Annotated in this window: 17 protein-coding genes; all 17 read right to left on the bottom strand. The window is 54.8% G+C overall.

Annotated elements, in window-relative coordinates:
- Window positions 1-20 precede the first annotated feature (20 nt).
- Window positions 21-1,097 (bottom strand): substrate-binding domain-containing protein, encoded by a 1,077-nt coding sequence (locus MUG09_RS12240; RefSeq protein WP_244771715.1) that lies wholly within the window; start codon window positions 1,095-1,097, stop codon window positions 21-23.
- Window positions 1,098-1,388: 291 nt separating this feature from the next.
- On the bottom strand, window positions 1,389-2,816 hold the full coding sequence (locus MUG09_RS12245) for a rhamnulokinase (protein WP_244771716.1): 1,428 nt from the start codon (window positions 2,814-2,816) through the stop codon (window positions 1,389-1,391).
- 2 nt (window positions 2,817-2,818) lie between these two features.
- Entirely contained in the window at window positions 2,819-4,093 is a 1,275-nt protein-coding gene (locus tag MUG09_RS12250; protein WP_244771717.1) for a zinc-binding dehydrogenase, read from the bottom strand.
- Between the two features lie 9 nt (window positions 4,094-4,102).
- On the bottom strand, window positions 4,103-5,263 hold the full coding sequence (locus MUG09_RS12255; RefSeq protein ID WP_244771718.1) for an SDR family NAD(P)-dependent oxidoreductase: 1,161 nt from the start codon (window positions 5,261-5,263) through the stop codon (window positions 4,103-4,105).
- 9 nt (window positions 5,264-5,272) lie between these two features.
- Window positions 5,273-6,589 carry a PHP domain-containing protein gene (locus tag MUG09_RS12260; protein ID WP_244771719.1) on the bottom strand — a complete coding sequence of 439 codons (1,317 nt, stop codon included), beginning with the start codon at window positions 6,587-6,589 and terminating at the stop codon, window positions 5,273-5,275.
- A gap of 9 nt (window positions 6,590-6,598) precedes the next feature.
- Window positions 6,599-9,052, bottom strand: a complete 2,454-nt coding sequence (locus MUG09_RS12265; protein ID WP_244771720.1) for an alpha-ketoacid dehydrogenase subunit alpha/beta — start codon at window positions 9,050-9,052, stop codon at window positions 6,599-6,601.
- A 23-nt stretch (window positions 9,053-9,075) separates the two neighbouring features.
- Window positions 9,076-10,428: a dihydrolipoyl dehydrogenase gene (lpdA, locus tag MUG09_RS12270; RefSeq protein WP_244771721.1), complete on the bottom strand. Its 1,353-nt coding sequence runs from the start codon at window positions 10,426-10,428 to the stop codon at window positions 9,076-9,078.
- A gap of 9 nt (window positions 10,429-10,437) precedes the next feature.
- On the bottom strand, window positions 10,438-11,739 hold the full coding sequence (locus tag MUG09_RS12275) for a dihydrolipoamide acetyltransferase family protein (protein ID WP_244771722.1): 1,302 nt from the start codon (window positions 11,737-11,739) through the stop codon (window positions 10,438-10,440).
- Between the two features lie 13 nt (window positions 11,740-11,752).
- Window positions 11,753-12,508: a DeoR/GlpR family DNA-binding transcription regulator gene (locus tag MUG09_RS12280; protein WP_244771723.1), complete on the bottom strand. Its 756-nt coding sequence runs from the start codon at window positions 12,506-12,508 to the stop codon at window positions 11,753-11,755.
- A 91-nt stretch (window positions 12,509-12,599) separates the two neighbouring features.
- Window positions 12,600-12,911, bottom strand: coding sequence for an L-rhamnose mutarotase (gene rhaM, locus MUG09_RS12285; RefSeq protein ID WP_244771724.1), 312 nt, complete (start codon window positions 12,909-12,911; stop codon window positions 12,600-12,602).
- A gap of 9 nt (window positions 12,912-12,920) precedes the next feature.
- Window positions 12,921-13,958, bottom strand: coding sequence for an ABC transporter permease (locus MUG09_RS12290; RefSeq protein ID WP_244771725.1), 1,038 nt, complete (start codon window positions 13,956-13,958; stop codon window positions 12,921-12,923).
- 3 nt (window positions 13,959-13,961) lie between these two features.
- Window positions 13,962-14,963, bottom strand: a complete 1,002-nt coding sequence (locus MUG09_RS12295) for an ABC transporter permease (RefSeq protein ID WP_244771726.1) — start codon at window positions 14,961-14,963, stop codon at window positions 13,962-13,964.
- Window positions 14,956-16,473, bottom strand: coding sequence for a sugar ABC transporter ATP-binding protein (locus MUG09_RS12300; protein WP_244771727.1), 1,518 nt, complete (start codon window positions 16,471-16,473; stop codon window positions 14,956-14,958). The genes MUG09_RS12295 and MUG09_RS12300 overlap by 8 nt, the downstream gene beginning before the upstream one ends.
- Window positions 16,474-16,541: 68 nt before the next feature.
- Window positions 16,542-17,549: a rhamnose ABC transporter substrate-binding protein gene (rhaS, locus tag MUG09_RS12305; RefSeq protein ID WP_244771728.1), complete on the bottom strand. Its 1,008-nt coding sequence runs from the start codon at window positions 17,547-17,549 to the stop codon at window positions 16,542-16,544.
- Between the two features lie 263 nt (window positions 17,550-17,812).
- Entirely contained in the window at window positions 17,813-18,751 is a 939-nt protein-coding gene (locus tag MUG09_RS12310) for a bile acid:sodium symporter family protein (protein ID WP_244771729.1), read from the bottom strand.
- A complete protein-coding gene (locus tag MUG09_RS12315) occupies window positions 18,752-19,831 on the bottom strand; it encodes a class II aldolase/adducin family protein (protein ID WP_244771730.1) in 1,080 nt (359 codons plus the stop codon).
- Window positions 19,828-21,078: an L-rhamnose isomerase gene (locus tag MUG09_RS12320; RefSeq protein WP_244771731.1), complete on the bottom strand. Its 1,251-nt coding sequence runs from the start codon at window positions 21,076-21,078 to the stop codon at window positions 19,828-19,830. The genes MUG09_RS12315 and MUG09_RS12320 overlap by 4 nt, the downstream gene beginning before the upstream one ends.
- Window positions 21,079-21,088: the final 10 nt, after the last annotated feature.

A 21,088-nucleotide genomic window follows, 5' to 3' on the forward strand; every position in this document is an offset into this window, starting at 1 on the left:
CAGGAGACACGCATACCACATTACATGAAGTCCTTGTAGTTGACCTTGGTGACGGGCTTGAAGGGAACCAGATAGCACTGTGCGATGACGGCGGGATCATTTGCCGGCTCTTCACTGATTACCTGGCTGGCGGGAGCAATGCCCCAAGCGGTCATACCGGTGGCACTACCCTTGGTAGCCATGGCATATGCAAGCTCAAAAGCAGTGCTGCTCTGTCCGACCGAGTCCTGCAGAACGGTAGCATACAGCTTGTTCTGGTCCATGGAATTCAGAGCGTCGGCGGTAGCATCGATACCGATGACCGGGAAGGTCAGGATGGTGCCGTCGCTGGGATCGTTGTCAACCAAACCATTGGTGATCAAGGATTCAACTGCGCCGAGGGCCATGCCGTCGTTCTGCGCAACCACGAGGTTGAACTTGCCGCGGTGGGCGGCCAACCAGGTGTCCATCTTCTCTTGTGCCTTGTCAGGGGACCAGTCGGCAGTATCACGGGCGATCAGGTTGACGGTGTAACCAAGGCTCTTGAGGGTATCAAGCAGACCAGCTTCACGGCTGATCTGAGCAGGGTGACCGAGCTGTCCAAGGAGGTAGAGCATGTTCAAGACCTTGCCGGGAGCCTTCTCAGGATACTTGGTGAAATACTCATCAATGATCTGAGCCTGGTACTGGCCGGCGACCAATTCAGGAGAGGAAGCAAGATAGAAGTCCTTGCCGACCTTCAGGGCTGCAACGGAAGGCTGGATGTTGGAGAATGCTGCTCCACCACCTGCTGCCTTGATCTGCTGAGCCATCTGCTCGGTCGCGCTGGTATCCTGGGGGATGATCACAAAATACTTATAACCCTGGGTGATGAGGGTATTCAGCTGGTCGAGCTGACGGGCTACGTCGCCCTGTGCATCCTGAAGGTTCAAGTCCACACCCTTCTCGGCTGCGAGCTTGCGAAGATTGTCTGCATAGTCCTTCACGAACTGCTCATTGAGGTTGCGGATCAGGGCTCCAACCTTCACCTTGTCACTCTTTGCTTCGGATGAACCCTGAGCAAAGACAGCGGTGCTCAAGAGAGCAAGCACCAACAGAACGGCCACTAGTTTCTTCATAAGAAAACTCCTTTTACATTTCCAGGATTACGCTTCCTGGCGAGCTTGATGTGCATCGCTCCCATTTTTTGTGGGACGATTTACCGGTACCCTTTGTGTTAAGAGTATCTTCACATTGGTTTTTGGGTTTGTCAACAAAAAAATGTAAACGTTTACAAATTTTCTATTTTTAAGCACTTATAGTACAATTTTTTTAATTATTGCTGACTATTGGCTAAGTGTAAACCTTTACAATTTCCTATAAAAAAACCAGCCTCCCTAAAGAAGCTGGCATACAAGAATGAGAAAAATTCAGCTCTGAAAGACCTTCACCTTCTGCTCAAGACGAATTCTGTCCCGGCCTTCCTGCAGACTCGACAGTTCGCCGGTTGCCCATGCCTGAACCACCAGATTGCCAAGAGCAGTCGCCTCTACAGGTCCCGCATATACAGTAAGGCCGGTCAAGGAAGCGGTCCATTGGTCAAGAATCTCGTTCTTGCACCCTCCCCCGATGATGTACAGGGAAGTGAACTTGGTCTTCAGCACATCCTCCAGGTCCTTGATCGCCTTTTCGTAGGCACGTGCCAGTCCACGGTAGATGGCAACCATGTACTCGCCCTTGGAGGAAGGACGCGCAATACCATGCTCGTCACACCAGCCGTTGATACGGTCGACCATCAGGTTGTCATAGGTGTTTGGCTTGAGAAAACGGCCGTCGGCCGGGTCTATATACCCCTGGTAGTCCTGACAGAGCAACGTCTGCTCGTCCAGTTCCTTCCAGCTGATGGGCTGACCCTCCTCACGCTCCCAGTGCCGTACACACTCCTGCTGTATCCACATTCCCATGATGTTCTTCAGAAAGCGCACGTTGCCGCTTGCTGCAATCTCATTGGTGAAACCACTCTCCATGGTCAGGGCGTCGGTCAGAGGGGAAGCGAGCTCCACCCCCAGCAGCGACCAAGTACCACTGGAGATATACAGCGGGGTCTCTCCCTCGGCGGCAGGGACTGCAGCCACAGCACTTGCAGTGTCATGTGCAGCGCTTGCGATCACCACAACGCCCTTCGGGGCGCACACCTCATGAGCCACCTCCTCGGTCAAGGGACCGAGAATGGTGCCGCTGTCCACTATCCGGCCGAACAGGGATCGGTCGAATTGCATCTCATCGATAAGGTCCCAGGCCCAATCGCCGGTTCTCGGGTCATAGAGCTGGGTTGTCGAAGCATGGGTCCGCTCGTTTTTCATGACCGAGCACAGCCAATACGCAAGCAGGTCGGGCACCGACAGGTAGTGCCGGGCGGCCTTCATGGCATCCGGCCGTTCCTGCTGCATGGCGGCAAGCTGATACAAGGTGTTGAACGGTTGGAAGGCGATGCCTGTCCGTTCATAGATGCGCATTTTGCCACCGAGACGGGAGGAAACCTTCTCGATCATACCGTCGGTCCGGCTGTCACGATAGTGATAACACAGTGAAACCAAGCCGCCTTTTTCATCGGTGAGGACATAGTCCACACCCCAGGTGTCGATTCCGATGGAGGTTATCTGATCAGGGTACAGGGCAAAGGCCTTCTTCAACCCCGTCTTGATCTCACTGAACAGACTCTGGAGGTTCCAGTAGAACGAACCAAGAATCTGGTCGTTGTGGGTCACAAACCTATGCACAACTTCAAACTGCTTCAGATCCCCTACCAAAACCCGACCGTTGGAGGCTCCCAAGTCGATGGCAATATGCTTGTTCATCCTTACTCCTTGACTCGTTTGGTGCAATGCTCGAGCAGATAGGCCTCAGCTTCTGCCGACCACAAGCCGTTGTGCTTCTCCACCAGCTTTGCAAGCTCGGCAAAAACTGGATTGGTCTTTCCAAGCTCTGCAAGGTCGGTGAGGGCCACCAGGGGGAAATCCAGATGCGTATACATCATCTTCTTGCCGCCGGGAATGTTGGGCAGGTTGATCACAGCCTCGGGGACTGCAGAGAGGCCTCCGATATGGGTGACCATGGCCGAGGGATTGATCAAGCCTTTTTCCATCAGCATCAGCGATTCGCGCATATCGTCGGTATTGCCGCCGCTGGTTCCGACAATGTGGGTGGAGGCATAGTGAACGTTGTAGAAGTTCAAACTGGCGGTGAAGTCGGTTTTGTTGGGACCTGCGAAAAAGTTCAAGCATCCATCCTTGGCAAGGATGGCGTCAGCCTGCTCGACCAAAGCCCGTACCGGCGCCATCACCATAACATCGTCATACCCCTTGCCATCGGTGAGCTCCATCAGCTTGGCAACCGGGTCGCTGAACTCCTTGGTGTTGAGATAAATCAGCTCCACACCGTTGTTCTTTGCATCCTCAACGCTGTACAGGCTCGCCGCACGCTTGAGCCGGGCATCATCGATATCGGTGACCACCAACCGACCGGGCTTGCGGTGGGTGTTGTGCAAGGCATAGTCGATGGCAGAGAGGCCCATCGGGCCGACACCGGCCAATACGGCGAGATTGCCACCTTCCACAATACCCATCTGGTGGACATAGCTGCCATTTGTGGTGTGATACATGGCATGGAAGGTTCCCACGACACAGGAAACCGGCTCGGCGAGACTGCCGAGGAAGAATGCATCGCCTTCGTAGGGAAGCAGGCAGTCAAGCTCCATCACCTGATGAGGGATGATCACATAGGTCGCATCACCCCCAATGTAGGGGAAGGAGTATCCGGGGGCATCGAGGGTTCCCTTGTAGTTGAGAGCCGGCTGGATGGAGAAGCGGGAACCCACCTTGAACTTGGACTGCCACTTTGCACCGACCTCTACGATTTCTCCGCAGAACTCATGACCGAGCATGATCGGGTTCTTGTCGATATCCTTGGGGATTCTCTTATGGTTGGGGCCCTGCTCGGCGGCTTTATGGTCGCTCATGCAGATACTGTTCGTAATGACTTTTGCAAGGATTTCGTCCTCAGCAATCTTGGGAAGTTCGAACTCTTCGAGCCTGAGATCATTGACTCCATAGAGTCGGATGGCACGTGTTTTCATGTCTGTCTCCTAATTAAGCATGACCTGGCCGCCGGTCACCGGGACCGCCTGGCCTGTCTCGTAGGTCTGTTCGACTATGTAGAGGATCGCCTTCATGACATCTGCGGTTCTGCAACCGCGATTCATAGGGACCTTCGATTCATAGAACCGTCTTACATCTGCAACCGTCTTGGCCCCTGGAACCTTGCCGGCGTTAAGGTACTGCACAAACAAGCCCTTCTCGGGATCCGACCACAAGGGGCCGTCAAGAAAATTTCCCGGGCATATGGCATTCACTTTGATATTATCCTCGACCAGTTCCAGGGCAAAGCTCTGCGTCAGGCCGATGGTGCCGAATTTCGCCCCTGCATACGCTCCGTTCTTGTTCGAACCCTGCAGGCCCGACTTGCTGGAGATGGCGATGATGTCGGTATAGTAGGATAGCGAAGGAAGATTCTGCAGGGCCATCTGCCGGGAGGCGAACTTGGTGCAGATGAAAAAGCCTGTATAGTCAACGTTGGTGACGAATTGGAAGTCCTTCAACTGCATCGACTTGACCGATCCGGCTCGAAGCACCCCTGCATTGGAGATGAACAAATCCATACTGCCTGTCTGCCTGGCTACTTCATCCATCATCTGTGCGACAGAGGTCTCATCGGTCACATTGACCGCAAGCGGCTTTGCCACCGTGATGCACGCCTCATAGTTGAGCTCATCGGCCAGCTTCTTCGCTCCCTCAGCGTTCATATCTGCGATATACACAAAGGCTCCCATCTCCACCAGCGAGCGGACCATGCCTTCGCCGAAGCCCTGGGCACCGCCGGTAACCAAGGCGATCTTGTCCCGCACCACATCAGAGCGGCTCTCTGAAGGAGCAAGGGTGGGAAGGGCGCTCACCCCTTCTGCACGGGCGGCTTCGTCGTAATTTGTACCCAAACCGTACTGTACGGACAATCCGTCGATGCCGATCACTGCGGGATAGAGTTGGCGCTCATCCGTATAGGCTGAAAGCAAACGCTTCCAAAGGGCGCAGGCCTCCTCGACTGAGTCCCCTTCCCTTACTGCAGGAAGAAGCAGTGAAGGCTGCTTGTCAGAAGTCTGGTGCACAAAAAGGCCCTTCTGACCATCGAAGGTCAAGCCCCTGAGTACGGGTGCAATTTCGTTGGCTAGATTGGAGGTAAACGTCGTCATGGATTCTCCTTAGAATTTCTCGATGATCGCATAGGGGTCAAAGCTGTCCATGGCCCGCCCCAACATGGCATACCGCTCAAGCCTGGATTGCAGACTCTTACCGGAGAGCGGATTCTCGGGATGGAACAGCCCCAGTCTTGCATCCACACTGCTGAGTTTCTCATGGGCGACGAGAGCCCAGGCAGAGTCGACCAGATGGCGTGCGTTGCTCTGAAGCAACTGAGGACAATTCATGCTTTGTCGGCTGGAGTTTATATCCACCCCGCTGATCTCCATCAAACCCCGCTCCTTGGCAAGCGACTGCAGGCGGGCCATCTGCTCCTTCGTATTACGCGGCGGCATATAGGTGACTGCCGGGAAACGGCAGTCGACCAGCAGGTCCATAAGCTCGACCAGAAAAGAGTCCTCAAACTCCTCGGCCTTCTTGTCTCCGGTCACACTATCGGCGATATCCCCAAGGTAGGCATAGGCTGCAATGGCTCCTATGCTGTTGGAGAAGTCGACCACCTTGCGGACATCCATGCACTCCTGCCTATCTGGCTGGATGAAAAAACGTGGGAGGAAGTTGCTTTTATAGACTCCCAAAAGGTCATAGGCATAGTGGGGATTGTTCTCGTCCAACAACAGGGATTGCAGTTTGGAAGAGAGGGGAAGACCGAGGGAGGAAAGCAGGAAACGTACCAGCTTCTCCCCTTTGCCGAACATCCGTATGCTCTGACCGGCCATGGCATACAGGATATGGCGCTCGGTAACCGAACCGCCTTCAGAAAAACGGGAGAGAGGAAGTACATCGCGCTCGAAGTCAAGGTCGAAACCGTAACGGCCCACCAAGGCCTGCAATGCCTCGACCTGCGCCCTGTTGCGCTTGTTCCGGACTTCCTGCAGCGGCTTGAGAAAAGAAGCGACCGCAGGAATGTGTTGTTTTGCAACACCATGGACACACATGTAGACGATGCCCTCACTATCGGGATTGTTGATTTTCCGGTTTGCAAGGGGGGTATCGAGAAAGCTCACCCTCAGCTCAAAGCCTACGGTTGTTGCAATGCCGATGTTCCGACCGGATTCCAGCATCTCGGCGGCGGCCCCGATGCTGTCGTGGTCGATGCTGCCTACAATTCCGAGGCCTGCCTTCCAGGCCGCATACGCGGCCGCAGCAGGCTCGTAGGGGCTGAAGGAATAGGTGGTATGCACATGGTTGTTCACCTCCTCGGTGACCGTACGGCCAAGCTCACCCCCCCGTATCAGGGAGCCGAGCTTCACCGAGGCGGCCATGCGAGTCGAGGCATCACGATCATTGATATCCCGTTCAAGCGTCTGTATATCCATGGCTCTTCCTTAGACTCCCTTCCGGCTTGTTCTGAAGAACTCACCGTCGGTGAAGTTGTGCTTGGGCGTATAGCCGGCGATGGGAAGAATCTGCTCGTGGATGGCATCCAGGATGCTGGAAGGCTGGGCGAAATAGTACTCCTCCATCTCAGCAGGCGGGGTGATCCAGTTCTTCGATCCAGCAATGACAATCGGGGCATCGAGGTGCTCAAAGGCAAGTCTTGAGAGATTGCTTGCAACCGTGTGCAGATAACTGCCGCGTTCTGCGCTGTCGGTTACCATTACACAGCGACCGGTCTTCCTGACCGACTCGATGAGCATCTCGTACTTGAGCGGGTTGATCCACCTGAGGTCGATGACCTCGGCCGACAGACCATGCTCGGCAAGCTTGTCCGCTGCTGCAATGGCGGTGTACAAGGCGGGTCCAAGGGCCACCAAGGTTACATCCTTTCCTTCGCGTCTGATGGCGGGTTCCCCTTCGGGTATCTCGTAGTAGCCCTCGGGAACACCTCCCTTTTCGAACATCTCACCGATTCCGTAGAGCTTCTGGCTCTCGAAGAAGACAACCGGGTCGGTCCCACGCAGTGCGTAGTTGAGCATGCCCTTCACATCGTAGGGAGTCGCCGGGTACATCGCCTTGAGCCCTGGAACAGAGGCTACCATGCTGGTCCACTCCTGCGAGTGCTGTGCTCCGTACTTGTTGCCCACCGACACGCGCAACACCAGCGGCATCTTCAGCACACCGGCGCTCATGGCCTGCCACTTGGGCATCTGATTGAAGACCTCGTCTCCAGCACATCCGAGGAAGTCGCAATACATCAATTCAACGACGGCACGCCCGCCGGCCATCGCGTAGCCGACGCCGCTGCCGACGATTGCAGACTCGGCGATCGGGGAGTTGAAGAATCGGGAGGGAGGAAGCAGCTCGGTCAGACCGCGGTAGCAGGCGAACGCCCCACCCCAGTCACGATGATCCTCGCCGTAGGCGATCATGGTCGGATCGATGGAGAATCGGTGGGCCATGGCTTCGAAGACAGCATCACGATATTGATACTGACGGGCTGCGGGATACTCCTTCCCGTTCTCGTCGTAGGCATAGCGGTTGCGCTTTGCAATCTGCTGCACCCTGGGATTCTCTTCAAGGCTCTGCAACATGGCCGGCTTTGCATCGTCGAACTTCTCGACGCTGCCGTTGGAGAACATCACAGATTCGACAAAAGCCTCATCCACCATCGGACTGAGCTTGGGATCGACGGTGATCTGCAGCGTCATTCTCATCTTCTCTTCAAGCAATACGTCCATTGCATCAAGGTCTGCCTGGACAAGCACTCCGTTTTCGATCAGATAGTTGCCATAGGCTACAATCGGATCCTGATTGCGGAACGCTTCCAGCTCTTCCTTGCTGCGATAGGTCATTGCATCGCTTGGGCTATGGCCGCTGTAGCGGTAGGTCAGGGTATCCAGGAAGGCAGGCCCCTCACCCTTGAGCAGCAGCTCCTTCTTTCGGGCAGTTGCATCGGCTACCGCCAAGGGATTGAAGCCGTCGACCCTTTCTGTGTGCATGGAGTACTCGTTGATGGCAGCACCTACGCGTGCGGCCACCTTGTAGCCCATGGTCTCGCCGATGGGCTGGCCGCCCATGGCATACAGGTTGTCGAAGCAGTTGAGCATGAACGGGGGATAGCCGGGATTCTCCTCCCACAAGGTCTTGTACTGGTCCATGGAGGAGAGCACCAACCCTTCATAAACAGGGCCGCGGGCAAGCGAGCCGTCGCCGATGTTGGCGATGACGATGCCCTTCTTGCGGTTGATTTTCTTATACAGGGCTGCTCCAACGGCGATGGTGCAGGAACCTCCGACGATTGCGTTGTTGGGCATGCTGCCGAAGGGCTTGAAGAACGTGTGCATCGAACCGCCCAGGCCTGCATTGAACCCCGTCTTCTTGGCATAGATTTCCGCCAATGCACCATAGAGCACAAAGTTCTCTGCGGTGTCCCGAACATCCTTGCCGGGGAAGTGGGAGGCGATTACCTTGTAGGTCTCTCCGTTCATGAATCCTTCCATGATGGCAAGCAGGTCCTTGTCCTCCATCTTATGGATGGCCGACATGCTCTTGGCCAGGATTTCTCCATGACTGCGGTGCGAACCGAAGATCTGATCCTCGGGCTCAAGCACCATGGCCTGTCCTACAGCAGCACTCTCCTGCCCCGCTGAAAGGTGGGCGGGACCCTTGTGATTATAGCTGATCCCCTGATACACCCCTTCTTTCTTGATGGTGTCGAGCATGGTCTCGAATTTGCGGATAAGCAGCATGTCATAATAGGCACGAACCAGGCGGTCCTTTCCGTATAGCTTGAGCTCCTTCTTGAAATCACTCTGGTACTGGTTCACCGGAATGGAAGGGGTCTTGATAATCTGTTTTTCCCTCAGTGTTGCAGGGTCGAACGGTAGTGTTTTGGACATAATAACTCCTTATCTTTGCATCCTTACAGGGTATGGTCGAGCTGGAAACAAGCATCCTTGATCAGCTCGGACACACTGGGATGGGGAAATACGATTTCTTTGACATCCTGGACACGCAACTCGGCCTCGATAAGTGCCGAAGCGCCCCAGATCATCTCACTGCTGTAGGGTCCGAGCAGGTGGACACCGACGATGGCACCGGTCTGTGCATGGCAGATCACCTTTACCAAGCCGGCACCCTTTTTGCCGTGCTCGGCCAAGAACCTTCCATTGGAACGCATCTGCACTGTCTGGCTCTTGACGGGGATGCCAAGCTTCGCAGCCTCCGCTTCGGTGATGCCGCAGCCCGCAGATTCCGGATTGCCGTAGACCGCCCAAGGGATTGCCTGATAGCGCATTCGCATCGATCTGGAACCGAATATATTGGAGACGGCAACCTCCGCCATGCGCGAGGCGCTGTGGGCCAGCAGCGAGCGGCCGTTGACATCACCGATGGCATAGACCGTGGCAAGGTTTGTCTGCATGCGGTCATTGACCACCACACCCCGCCTGTCGATATCCAGCCCCAGCTTCTCAAGGCCCTGGGTGTTGGGCTTGCGGCCCACGCTCATCAGCACCATGGAAGCTGCAATGGATTTCTTCTCACCCTTTGCATCGGTATAGAGCACGGATTCGGGTGTAATTTCCTCGACCTTGCAGCCAAGGTGAAAATCGACGGCCTTGAGCTCGCGGCGCATGAGCTTTGCAAACTCACCATCCATCATCGGAAGGATTTCACTCATCATCTCGATGACCGTGACCTTGGTCCCTATCATGGAAAAGAAGGAAGCGAATTCAATGCCGATGACACCGCCGCCGATGACCACCAGCGAAGACGGGATTTCCTTGATCTCCAATATCCCGTCGCTGGTCAACACATGATCGAGCTTGGAGCCGGGTATCGGGGGAACGAAGGGAGAACTGCCGGTTGCAATGATCAGGTACGAACCCTCGTAGACCGTATCGCCTACCTGCACATGATGGGCGTCAAGAAACTGCGCCTCGCCGAACACGGTCTGCACCTTGTTCGATTTCATCAAGAACTCGATGCCGCTTCTCAGCGTCCTTATCGTCTCTTCCTTCCAAGCCATGGCATCCAAAAGGCTGAAGGAAACGCCCTCTGCCTGCACTCCGAACTGCTTGCCGTCCTGGGCGTGGGCGTAGAGCTTGGCACTGTTGAGCAGACTTTTAGTGGGGATGCAGCCGCGGTTGGTGCAAACTCCCCCGAAGTGCTCCTTCTCAATGATGAGGACCTTTTTACCCAGTGCCCCTGCCCGCTCAGCGGCGACGTATCCGCCGGGGCCGCTGCCCACCACAATCAAATCAAAGCTATCCATACCGTTCTCCTAAAGGGCCAGCAACAGGTCGATCGAAGCGATATTGTCCATCAGGGCCTTAAGGAAGCGTGCTGCATCAGCACCATCGACGGCTTGGTGGTCCATCGTCAACGACAGGCCGATGTGTTCAACAAAGATTACATCGCCATCCTCGTCCTCAATCGGTTTGAGAGCGATGGTTCCAACCCCCAGAATGGCAACCTCGGGCACATTCAGAACCGGGGTGAACGCCTCGATGCCGAAAGAACCGACGTTGCTCACGGTGAAGGTTGACCCAGAAAGCTCGTCAGGCGATGCCGTACCGGCCTTGCATTTGCCGATAAGGGCCTTGGTTCCTTCACTGAGTTGTTTCAGACTCAACAGCTCGCTGTTACGAAGAACCGGCACCAGCAGACCCTTCGGTGTATCGGTGGCAACACCGAGATGAACGTGGGCAAAGCGCAGGATCTTGTCACCCAGGAAGTGGGCGTTGAAGGCAGGGAACTGCACAAGGGTGCGACTGACGGCAAAGAGCACCAGGTCGTTGATAGTGATGCCATTCAGTCCAAGCTCAGGCTTTGAAGCCTTGAAACCGGCCCTGAGGCGCTTGAGCGCCCGGGCATCGGCGAATGCATGCAAGGAGAGCTGGCAGGTCGAGTGAATCGACTCCATCATTCTCCTGGCGGTAACCTTTCGGATACCCTTCACTGCGATTTCAGTGACATCCTCGACAACAGCTGATGCAACGGGCTTGGCTGCAAGGTCGCTTGAGAGCACCCTGCCCCCGATGCCGCTGCCGTTTGCGGGAGGCTGAAGGCCTTGCGCAAGAGCCTGCTGGCGGGCAACCGGTGAAAGCGGCTGGCCTTTGGCAGAGAGCACATCGCGTTCAATGATTCTTCCCTTGGGTCCGGTAGGCTGGACAGTCGAGAGAGAAATACCCGCAGAAGCGGCCAAAACCCTGGCACGCGGACTGGCGCCGATGGCCTCGGTCGCAGTAACAACAGCGGCCTTCTCAGCCACTGCAGGAGCAGCCTCTTTTACACGCTCCTCTTGTTGCTTCGGCTCGTCAATGGCAACCGTCTCGACCTTCTCCCCGGCTTCGCCGACAACGGCGATGGGAACCATGACCGGAACATCCGCACCTTCTTCAAACAGAAGGGCGAGTACCACACCCTCGGCAGTCGATTCAACATCGATGGTGGATTTATCTGTCTCGGCCGAGCACAGCACATCACCGACGGCTACCTTGTCCCCGAGCTTTACGTTCCATTCCACGATGATGCAGGACTCGACTGAGTTTCCCTGCTTGGGCATCACAACCTGTTGTGCCATCTATGTCTCTCCTCTACTGTGCGATTATGACCTCGACACCCTGCTCCTCGAGCAAGGCGATGAGGTCGGTCGGAAATCCACTGTCTGTGACAATGGTATCAATCTCTGTTACCGGCATGATCCGTACGAACCCCCGGTTGCCCACCTTCGATGAATCGACGCAAAGCACCCTTCTGGTTGCCTGGCCGCACATGCGTTGGACCACCTGGGCATTCTCCACCAAACTGGTGGTAAGCCCGTGCTCCATGGTGAACCCGTCGGTGCCGAAAAAAGTAGTCGTTACATGGTAATCTTCAATCTGGCTGACTGCGGCCGGCCCCACAAGAGCTTCAGCCTGGGGGCGGTATTCACCACCGACGAGCGTAATCACCAATTGGGTATTGGCTCTCGCATATGGCAGTAAAAGGGTGGAGTTGGTCACCACTTTTATATTGCGCTTGCCGAAGAGATAGCGGGGTATGAGGGAGCAGGTGGAACCGTTGGTGATCATGATGCAGTCATTGTCCTTGACCAAGGTGGCTGCGGTTTTTGCAATCAACTCCTTCTGGGAGTTGTTCGACCCATCGCGGAAGGAGGCCTGCGGCGACGAGGCCGCCACCACCCTTCCATGCGAGCGGACGACCAGGCCCTTGGCATCGAGGTCCCTGAGGTCCCCTCGGATGGTAACGGCAGAAACACCCAACTCCTGACTGAGCCGGGTGACCGGGTACTCCTCTCCACTTTTCAGCAGCTGGAGAATTTTTTCCTCTCTGGGAGAAAGGCCTAACATCCAGTTCGCTCCTGCTTTCAATTTACTTTCGTTATGCTTTCGATTCTATTATGCTTTACCGAATAAATCAAGCAGAAATGAAAGAAAATTCTTAATCCATGTGAAAGACTTCTTCCAGGGGAGTTGAGACCGGCGAGTTGTCAGGATGGGTCTCCATCAAGTCGGCCATATAGGCCCACCACTTCTGGACTATGGGGTTTCCACCCAGACCCTGGGAGCCTGCCTGGCCCTTGACCTGCTGGAATGCAAAGAGTTTTCCCGTTTCACGCTCAAGGAAAATGGTGTAGTCGAACACCCCGCTTTCACTGAGCAGAGCCTTCAGCTCGGGCCAAATCTCATTGTGACGCTTCTGATACTCAGCCTCACATCCTTTCTTCAACTGCATGACAAATGCTTTTCGCATGGAATCCTCCTAGTGTTGTGCCTGCAACCTGAGCTTCCGGTTTGCCTTGTACAAGTCCAGCAGTCTGGGAAGCAGGACGGCAGTGATCAACAGGCTTCCGATGACGATGGTCATCAGCGTGCCGCTGAACTTGAGCAGTCCCATGCCGAACTTTAAATAGCCGACGAGCAAGGAACCTACGAAAACACCGAAGACGGTCCCCTTTCCTCCGGTGATCGCAACACCGCCGAGAACCACCAAGGTGATGATTTCCAAATCCCATCCGGTTGCAATGTTGGAACGGACCGAAAGAATACGGCTGGCAAGCAGCATTGCAGTAAGACCGCAGAAGAAACCGGTGACGGTGAAGTTGATGATTCTGGTGAGCTTGACATTCACACCGCTGAAACGGGCTGCCTCCGCACTGTTGCCGATGGCGTACAGCCTCCGCCCGTAGGTGGTCTTGTGCAGGATGAAGGCGAAGAGGAGCATCAACGCAAGATACAGCACAAACTCATAGGGAATGATGGTATTCGGGATGAACTCCTGGCCGAAAATGCCGAAGCCATCAGGAAAGCTGGTACGCGCCTGGTCGCCCAAAAGTCCGATCGAGATGCCGCGATACATGGATTGGGTTGCCAGGGTGACGGCGATGGCGGGCATGTTCAGACCGGTGATCATCACACCATTGAAGAGACCGGCAAGGGTTCCCACCAACAGGGAGATGAAAAGCAGGGAGGGAATCGAGGCCCCTGCCTGGGCTGCAGTGCCTACCGCATAGGCGCACAGGGCGATGATGGATGCGATCGATATGTCAATATCGCCGCACATGATGATGAAAATCATCGGCAGGGCCATGATCGCCTTCTCGCTGAACTGGAAGGTTGCATTCATTAAATTGAACCAATCCAGGAAGTAAGGGGTCCGGCCTGAGAAGAAGAGAACCATCAACGTGAAGATGATGACTAGAATCACTTCCCACTTGGTAAAGAACTCGATAAGCCGGTTCTTGACCGACATTTCGTCGATGAGTCGGCTTTTTGCAACTAAATCCTGTCTATCAGCCATAGCCTACCCCCTCCTCTGTGCCAGCAATTTGGCACTCTTGCGTTGGTCGGACAGGGTATTCAGAGCCAGGGCGACCAGAATGATCAAGCCTTGGACGAAGGTCTGCCAGAATACCGACAAGTAGATTACCGGAAGCGCATTGGTGACCACTCCCAGAAAGAGGGTGCCCAAGACCACACCGATGATGCCCCCGGCTCCACCGGAGAAATTCACGCCTCCAAGCACGCAGGCAGCCACTGCCTGCATCTCGAAGCCGGTGGCCATCTCATTGACGGCCGAAGCATACCGGGCCGTCCACAAGGCCCCGGCAAGGCCGCAGAGCGTTCCACTGATGAGAAACACCACAACCCTGACCCGGTTCTCATTCACTCCTACGAACTTTGCCGCTGTGGGGTTGCCTCCGATGGCATACACCTCACGCCCGGTTCGGGTATAGCGACTGAAATAGTACAAGACGGTAATGACCACAAAGGCTATCCATAGGAGATACGAGAGCCCGAGGAAGGTGGTGCGGGGAAAGCCGATGTAGGAAGGAGACATCTCATGGGCGGTGACCCAGGTGCCCTTGCTGAGCAGAAAGGTAAGACCGCGATAGATGTTCACCGTTCCAAGGGTGGTGATGATCGGAGGAATCTTGCCGTACGCCACCAGTACACCATTGAAAAGGCCCATGAGAAGCCCGATGCCCATGCCCACCAACAGAAGGACAACCGGAGGCACCGATGCATACGATTCGTTGATCATGCCACAGGCCATGCCGGTGAAGGCGATGATGGAACCGACCGAAAGGTCGATGCCGTTCGAAAGGATGACGAAGAACTCACCGATGGCAACAATCGAGAGAATGGCCATATCGTTGAGGATTCGATTGATATTCTCCCCTGAAAGGAACTGGGGGGAACGGATGGTGATGGGAACCAAGAGGACCAACAACAGGAGCATCAGGGTCAGCTCCCTGCGCTCGAGGGCCTTTTTCAGCAGGGAGGATGGAGAGCGTTCAAGCATGGGCGGCCTCCTGGGCAACAGTGGCAATGGCGTAACGCATGACCGTCTCGGCAGTACACTTTTGAGCATCGAGAATGGCGGTCTGATAGCCTTCATGCATGACCAGAATCCTGTCGCTCATTCCCATTACCTCAGGCAGTTCACTGGAGATGAGGATGACAGCCACTCCTTTTGCAGCCATATCGCAGATGAATTGGTGCACCGCTGCCTTGGTGGCGACGTCGATTCCCTTGGTCGGTTCATCGAGAATGAGAATCTTGGGCTTTGTTCCAATCCATTTGGCCAGAACGACTTTCTGCTGGTTGCCGCCCGAGAGGGTCTCGGCATCGACATGGTAGCCGGCCGACTTGATCTCCATCTGGTTCCCATGCTCCAACACATAGGTTTTCTCAGCCTTGGAGCGGGTGACCATCCCCTTGAAGGAGAGAAGCTTGAGCACCGGCAGGGAGATGTTGTGCGTCAGGCTCATTTTCAGCACCAGACCCTGCTTCTGCCTGTCTTCAGGAACCAAGGCGATGCCCTTATGCATACTCTGTCTCGCACCTTTAGGCATAAAAGCCTTGCCCTCGAGATACATGGTACCTTCACTGGCCTTGTCAATGCCGAAAATGGTACGGACGACCTCACTGCGGCCGGCGCCCACCAAGCCGAACAGTCCCAGGATCTCCCCTTCATGCAGGGTGAAGGAGATGTGCTTGAAGGCACCGAGCTGGCTCAGCTTCTCGACCTTGAGTATCTCCTTGCCGAGAACCGGGGTGTGCTCGGGATAGAGCTGGTCGATCGAGCGGCCGATCATCATATTGATGATCTGGTCCTCGGTACTCTCCTTGACCTTTCCTTCGCCGATATACTGTCCGTCACGGAAGACGGTGTAATAGTCACAGATGGTAAAAATTTCATCAAATTTATGGGAGATGAACAGAATTGCTTTCCCGCTCTCCTTGAGGGAGCGAACAATGCGGAAGAGATCTTCAACCTCACGTCCTGTGAGGGCGCTGGTCGGCTCATCCATGATGACCAGTTTGGCATCGAGGGAGAGCGCCTTGGTAATCTCAACCATGTGCCGTTTGGCAACGCTGAGGTTCTTGACCAACGTATCAGGGTCGATATCCAGCTGCATTCGTCCAAGCAGTGCCTTGGTCTGTTCGGTCATTGCCTTCCAGTCAAGCTTCTTGGTCTTGGGATTACGCAGATGGTGCCCCATGAAAATATTCTCGGTGACGCTGAGCTCGGGAAACATCGAGGCTTCCTGGTGAATGGCTACGATTCCGGCCTGCTGGGCGTCGATGGCGTTCTTGAAGGAGATTTCCTTCCCTTCTAGCAGAATTTTCCCGCCGGTGGGGATATATACACCGGTGAGGATTTTCACCAAGGTTGACTTCCCCGCCCCGTTCTCACCGATGAGCGCATGCACCTCGCCCGAGCGCAGGGACAGCTTCACATCGTCCAGGGCCCGGATGCCGGGAAATATCTTGGTCAGATTGGTTACTTCCAACAATGCGTCCGGCATTGTTCCTCCTTATGCAAGCAAAACAGATGGCTCCCACCGAAAGCGGCAGGAGCCGAAGATGATGATTCTTAGAAAGTGAACTGTTCTACGTTGTCCTTGTTGAATACGTACGGATAGCCCATGAAAATGATTCCGTCCTTCTCAACCTTCATGGAGTTCATGCGGCCTGCGGGAATGGACTCGCCGGCAGCTCCCTTGACGGTACCGTCAATGAGGCCGTTGAGGATGTAGGTGGAGGTGTAGCCGAGGTCGACCGGATTCCACAGAGCCATCTGGCGGCAGGTGCCGTCGAGGATGTAACCCTTCATTTCCGAAGGCAGTCCAAGACCGGTGACTTCCACGATACCGGCCTTGCCGGCATCCTTGACAGCCTGTGCGGTTGCAAGCAGACCAACAGTGGTCGGGCAAATGATCGCCTTGAGGTTGGGGTACTTCTGCATCAAGGAGACAGCTTCACGATAGCTCTTGTCCGGGGCGTCGTCGCCATAGACGACTTCCACGAGCTTCATGTTGGCATACTTGGCATCCTTGATCTCTTCCTTCATCCAATTAATCCAGAGGTTCTGGTTGGTAGCCTGGGCGGAAGCGGAAAGAACAGCAACATCACCCTTGGAGCCGGTAAGCTCGGCGGCAAGCTGAATCTGCTGGCGACCGATGAGCTCGGCATTGCTGGGAAGCAGGTCGACGATGCGTCCGCCTACGTTGATACCGGAGTCAAAGCTGATGACCTTGATGCCGGCTGCCATGGCCTTCTTGGTGACGGGAATCAGGGCATCGGCGTCGTTTGCGCTGATGGCGATTCCGGCGACTCTCTGTGCAATGAGGGTCTCGATGATCTCGATCTGGCCTTCAGCAGTTGCCTGGGGAGGACCCATGTAGGTGGTCTTGATACCGCCAAGCTCGGCAGCAGCTTCCTGGCTGCCCTTGAACACTGCATCAAAGAAAGCATTTCCCATGCTCTTTACGAGAATGACAATTTCCTTCTCCGATTTTACTGCCTGTTCCTTGGCTCCCTGGGCGAAAAGACCAGTGACGACCAAGCTGGCGATGAGTACAAACAACAACGCTTTCTTCATACAAACTCTCCTTTTGCGATATCATTCCGGCAGTACCGGAATCTATTTGTACCTGGGCATGCCAGGGCAAACAGCACGATTCGATATAGCTGGTTGCTATATCTTATCTATAAGTGTGACAGCTTTTTGGAATTCCGCAATAACTGTATAGTCATTTTTTAGCACTATTTTATCATGCCGTGGGATTGCCCGACACTTCGACCGGAATCAAAACGAAAGGGATATGAAATTATAAAGCCAGCAAATGAAGGTCGGTTGATACGTCACCACGCATCCTTGGCAAACAGTCGTGATCCTAGAATCCCTACAAATGTTTGCTGCAGCAGAATGCCGATGACAACAGGCAAAGCTGTTGCCGCGTCGAAATAGGTGGTTGCCAGCACCAGGGCTGCGCTGATGTTGCGCATTCCACCTGTAAAGGTCATCGAGACCACCGATGATCGGTCCTCATGTACTCCATATCGACTGAGTGTGTAGATCAATGTAAAACCCAAAGCTATGACCACAAGGTTCATGAGGATGAGTGGTATGTATGCAACCGAGAACTCGAGCATCCCCGAAAGGGTTGCGACATGCAGGATGATGACCAACAGCATGCAAACCTTGGTGACTGGGTTGAGGTACACCCGTGCGTTATTGCATGCATCGGAGGCCGCGTGCTTGACCAGCATACCCAGGATCGAAGGGATGACGATCATGAACAAGAGCGAGACCATCATGCCCTGGAAATCCAAAGCAACCGATGAGTCGGCCAAAAGGCGGATCGTAAGCGGGGTCAATATCGGGGAAAGCAGGGTGTCGAGCAGGATCAAGGCCAGTGCCAGCGCAGCATCGCCTTTATGGATGGTGGTCCATACAAACGAGGTGACTGCGATGGGAATGGAAGAGAGCAGGATGAAGCCGGTTACATAGGAAGGGGAAGCGGGGAATGCAAGGGAGGCAAGCAGCTTTACCATCAGGGGAATAAGCACATGTGCACACACAAGCACCAAGACGATCGTCCGCAGCCGCTTCAAGGCCTTGGCCACCTGAGCGAAGCTGATCTGCAGAGCTCCGATGAAGGTGATGCAGGCAAAGAAAAAGGTCCCCCATCCCTTGTAAGCGGCGATACGGGAACCCAGGGCCAAGCCTATCACCACCCCGATCGGAGTGATGACGGGCATCGCCTTGTCACTGAGTGCATTGAAGGTGCTCAGCTTCATTTACGTTGAGGAGACCTTGGAACGGTACTTTTCCACTTCCCAGTTGCGGATGAAATCAATCATCGGCTCATCCATGAAAAGAGGTCCTCCGAAGCTCTGTGCATACACGCTTATCGCAACGCTGTCCAGAAAGAGGGGCATCGGCTTCTCGCCCAGCGAGAATACTCCCAGGTTCTGTACACATACAATCTTCGCCCTCCCGCCGTTTTGCGTTTCGAAAGCCTCGAAAGCCTTCGCCACATCTTCGTTTTCTCCAACCCAAAGCGGCTTGAACCCGGCATAGACGATATGGTCGGGCGTGAAGGAGGAGGAAACATCGACGAATGAAGCCTCGTCCTTGAGGCAGCGCTCATACTCCTTGTTCATGGCAAAGAGGATTCTCTCGCTTGTATAGCGACCGAGCACATGCTTTACAGCCTCAACCTTGGCCTGATCAGAAGCGACAGGTGTAAAATCAGGTTTTCGCACCAATACCGATTCTATACGACCCATCACGCTCTCATACTGAGAGGCAATCTCCTCAAGAGTTGCCCCCCCGACAAAAATGCCGTGGTTCTGCAGGAAAATCAGGGAACACACCGCTCCGGTCTGCTTGGTATGGACGGCCATCCTCTCTCGCACGATATTGGCAAGGATGAAGCCGGGCTTGACCAATTCAATCCAGAGGGCTTCAGGGAAAAGTCTTTCTACGGCGGATTTTCCTTCCTTGGCGCAGGTCACCCCGTTGACCATGGCAGGATGCAGATGCACCACATAGTCAAACGGCAGCAAAGCGTGAAGCAACGCCTCGACCGACGGGCGGGCGGTCTCGCCTTCCAGGCGGCAGGCCATCATGTCCTTCAACACCTCATCTTCCCGCGTATCGTCATCCTGACTGTACTGCTTGCACCATATGCCTTCCATTTTGGCAAGGTCCATGCGTACAAAGCCCGATTTTCCAATGGTTCCCAGTGCATGCCCGCTGGCCTTCACATACATGACTCCCTGCTCCTTACAGGAGGTGTTTCCACCTCCAAGCAGGACAAATGAAGCATCCGAGCCATACCGGCGCGAATGCTCGATCAATGTTTGCAAACTCATGACCGCTCCTTCAGAACGCTCTCTTCGTAGTCGCTGATAATGTCGATCAGCTTGCTCTCCTGCGGAGCATTGAACCGGGTGCAGAACTCATTCCAAACCGCGCCGAAGGGCAATACGCTCTGCAGCTCCAGCAGTGCCATCGTTGCATACCCGTTTCCCGACTCCTCGTATTCTATCAGCTGGTCGATCGGCTCAAGCAAGGCGAAAAGCAGGGCTTTACGCATGGCGCGGATACCGGTGACCCAGGCCCCGATGCGATTGATCGAAGCATCAAAGAAATCCAAGCCGATGTGTGTGGATTCAAGCTTGCCGCTGCGAACCAACTCCTCGGCAACCATCTTCACCTTGTCGTTGAACAACACCACATGGTCGCTGTCCCAGTGCATAGGCCTGCTTACATGCAGAAGCACCTCGTCATCAAAGAGAAGAATGGAAGAAAGCTTGTCGGAAATATCCTCTTCAGTGTGAAAATGCCCCATATCGATGCACAGCATCTTGTTGTTTCGCGCAGCATAGTTCATATAGAACTCGTGCGAGCCCACTACGAAGGATTCACTGCCGATGCCGAACAGCTTGGTCTCCAATGCATCGCGCATATACTCTGAGGGATACTCGGTTTGGAAAATCTCGTCCAGGCTCTCTTTGAGAATCGAGCGGTATCCGAACTTGTCCACGGTATGGTTCTTGGCCCCGTCGGGCACCCAGGTGTCCAGAATGCAGGGAGAACCCATCTGCTGTCCGATCCAGGATGCAATCTTTCTACAGCGCTTGGCGTGCTCGATCCAGAAACGGCGTATTCTCTCGTCCTTACTGGAGAGGGTATACCCGTCGTCGGCCATCGGGTGGCTGAAGAAGGTGCCGTTGAAATCAAAGGCAACCCCTACTTTCTTGCCCCACTCCACCCAACCTTGGAAATGTGCTTCCTCGATCTGGTCGCGGTCGACGAAGGCCGAACCGAATTCGCCATAGCTTGCATGAAGATTCACCCGGTGGGTGCCGGGTACGAGAGAGAGCACTTTCTCCAGGTCCGAACGCAGCTGCCCAATGGTTTTTGCCTTGCCGGGATAGTTGCCGGTGGTTTGAATGCCGCCGCCGCCCAGTTCAGCATCGGGTCGTTCAAAGCCCCCTACATCGTCGCCCTGCCAGCAATGGATCGAGATGGGAATTGCCGCAAGCTGTTCCAATACCTCATCGGTATTCACGCCATACTCGGCGTATATGGTTTTGGCTACTTCATACTCTGACATGATAGGCCTC

The sequence above is a fragment of the Sphaerochaeta associata genome (assembly GCF_022869165.1).
Lineage (GTDB): Bacteria > Spirochaetota > Spirochaetia > Sphaerochaetales > Sphaerochaetaceae > Sphaerochaeta > Sphaerochaeta associata.

Excerpts from the sequence above, each read along its gene's own strand:
- MUG09_RS12240 (WP_244771715.1), bottom strand. The coding sequence starts at position 1,097 with ATGAAGAAACTAGTGGCCGTTCTGTTGGTGCTTGCTCTCTTGAGCACC.
- MUG09_RS12245 (WP_244771716.1), bottom strand. The coding sequence starts at position 2,816 with ATGAACAAGCATATTGCCATCGACTTGGGAGCCTCCAACGGTCGGGTT.
- MUG09_RS12250 (WP_244771717.1), bottom strand. The coding sequence starts at position 4,093 with ATGAAAACACGTGCCATCCGACTCTATGGAGTCAATGATCTCAGGCTC.
- MUG09_RS12255 (WP_244771718.1), bottom strand. The coding sequence starts at position 5,263 with ATGACGACGTTTACCTCCAATCTAGCCAACGAAATTGCACCCGTACTC.
- MUG09_RS12260 (WP_244771719.1), bottom strand. The coding sequence starts at position 6,589 with ATGGATATACAGACGCTTGAACGGGATATCAATGATCGTGATGCCTCG.
- MUG09_RS12265 (WP_244771720.1), bottom strand. The coding sequence starts at position 9,052 with ATGTCCAAAACACTACCGTTCGACCCTGCAACACTGAGGGAAAAACAG.
- lpdA (WP_244771721.1), bottom strand. The coding sequence starts at position 10,428 with ATGGATAGCTTTGATTTGATTGTGGTGGGCAGCGGCCCCGGCGGATAC.
- MUG09_RS12275 (WP_244771722.1), bottom strand. The coding sequence starts at position 11,739 with ATGGCACAACAGGTTGTGATGCCCAAGCAGGGAAACTCAGTCGAGTCC.
- MUG09_RS12280 (WP_244771723.1), bottom strand. The coding sequence starts at position 12,508 with ATGTTAGGCCTTTCTCCCAGAGAGGAAAAAATTCTCCAGCTGCTGAAA.
- rhaM (WP_244771724.1), bottom strand. The coding sequence starts at position 12,911 with ATGCGAAAAGCATTTGTCATGCAGTTGAAGAAAGGATGTGAGGCTGAG.
- MUG09_RS12290 (WP_244771725.1), bottom strand. The coding sequence starts at position 13,958 with ATGGCTGATAGACAGGATTTAGTTGCAAAAAGCCGACTCATCGACGAA.
- MUG09_RS12295 (WP_244771726.1), bottom strand. The coding sequence starts at position 14,963 with ATGCTTGAACGCTCTCCATCCTCCCTGCTGAAAAAGGCCCTCGAGCGC.
- MUG09_RS12300 (WP_244771727.1), bottom strand. The coding sequence starts at position 16,473 with ATGCCGGACGCATTGTTGGAAGTAACCAATCTGACCAAGATATTTCCC.
- rhaS (WP_244771728.1), bottom strand. The coding sequence starts at position 17,549 with ATGAAGAAAGCGTTGTTGTTTGTACTCATCGCCAGCTTGGTCGTCACT.
- MUG09_RS12310 (WP_244771729.1), bottom strand. The coding sequence starts at position 18,751 with ATGAAGCTGAGCACCTTCAATGCACTCAGTGACAAGGCGATGCCCGTC.
- MUG09_RS12315 (WP_244771730.1), bottom strand. The coding sequence starts at position 19,831 with ATGAGTTTGCAAACATTGATCGAGCATTCGCGCCGGTATGGCTCGGAT.
- MUG09_RS12320 (WP_244771731.1), bottom strand. The coding sequence starts at position 21,078 with ATGTCAGAGTATGAAGTAGCCAAAACCATATACGCCGAGTATGGCGTG.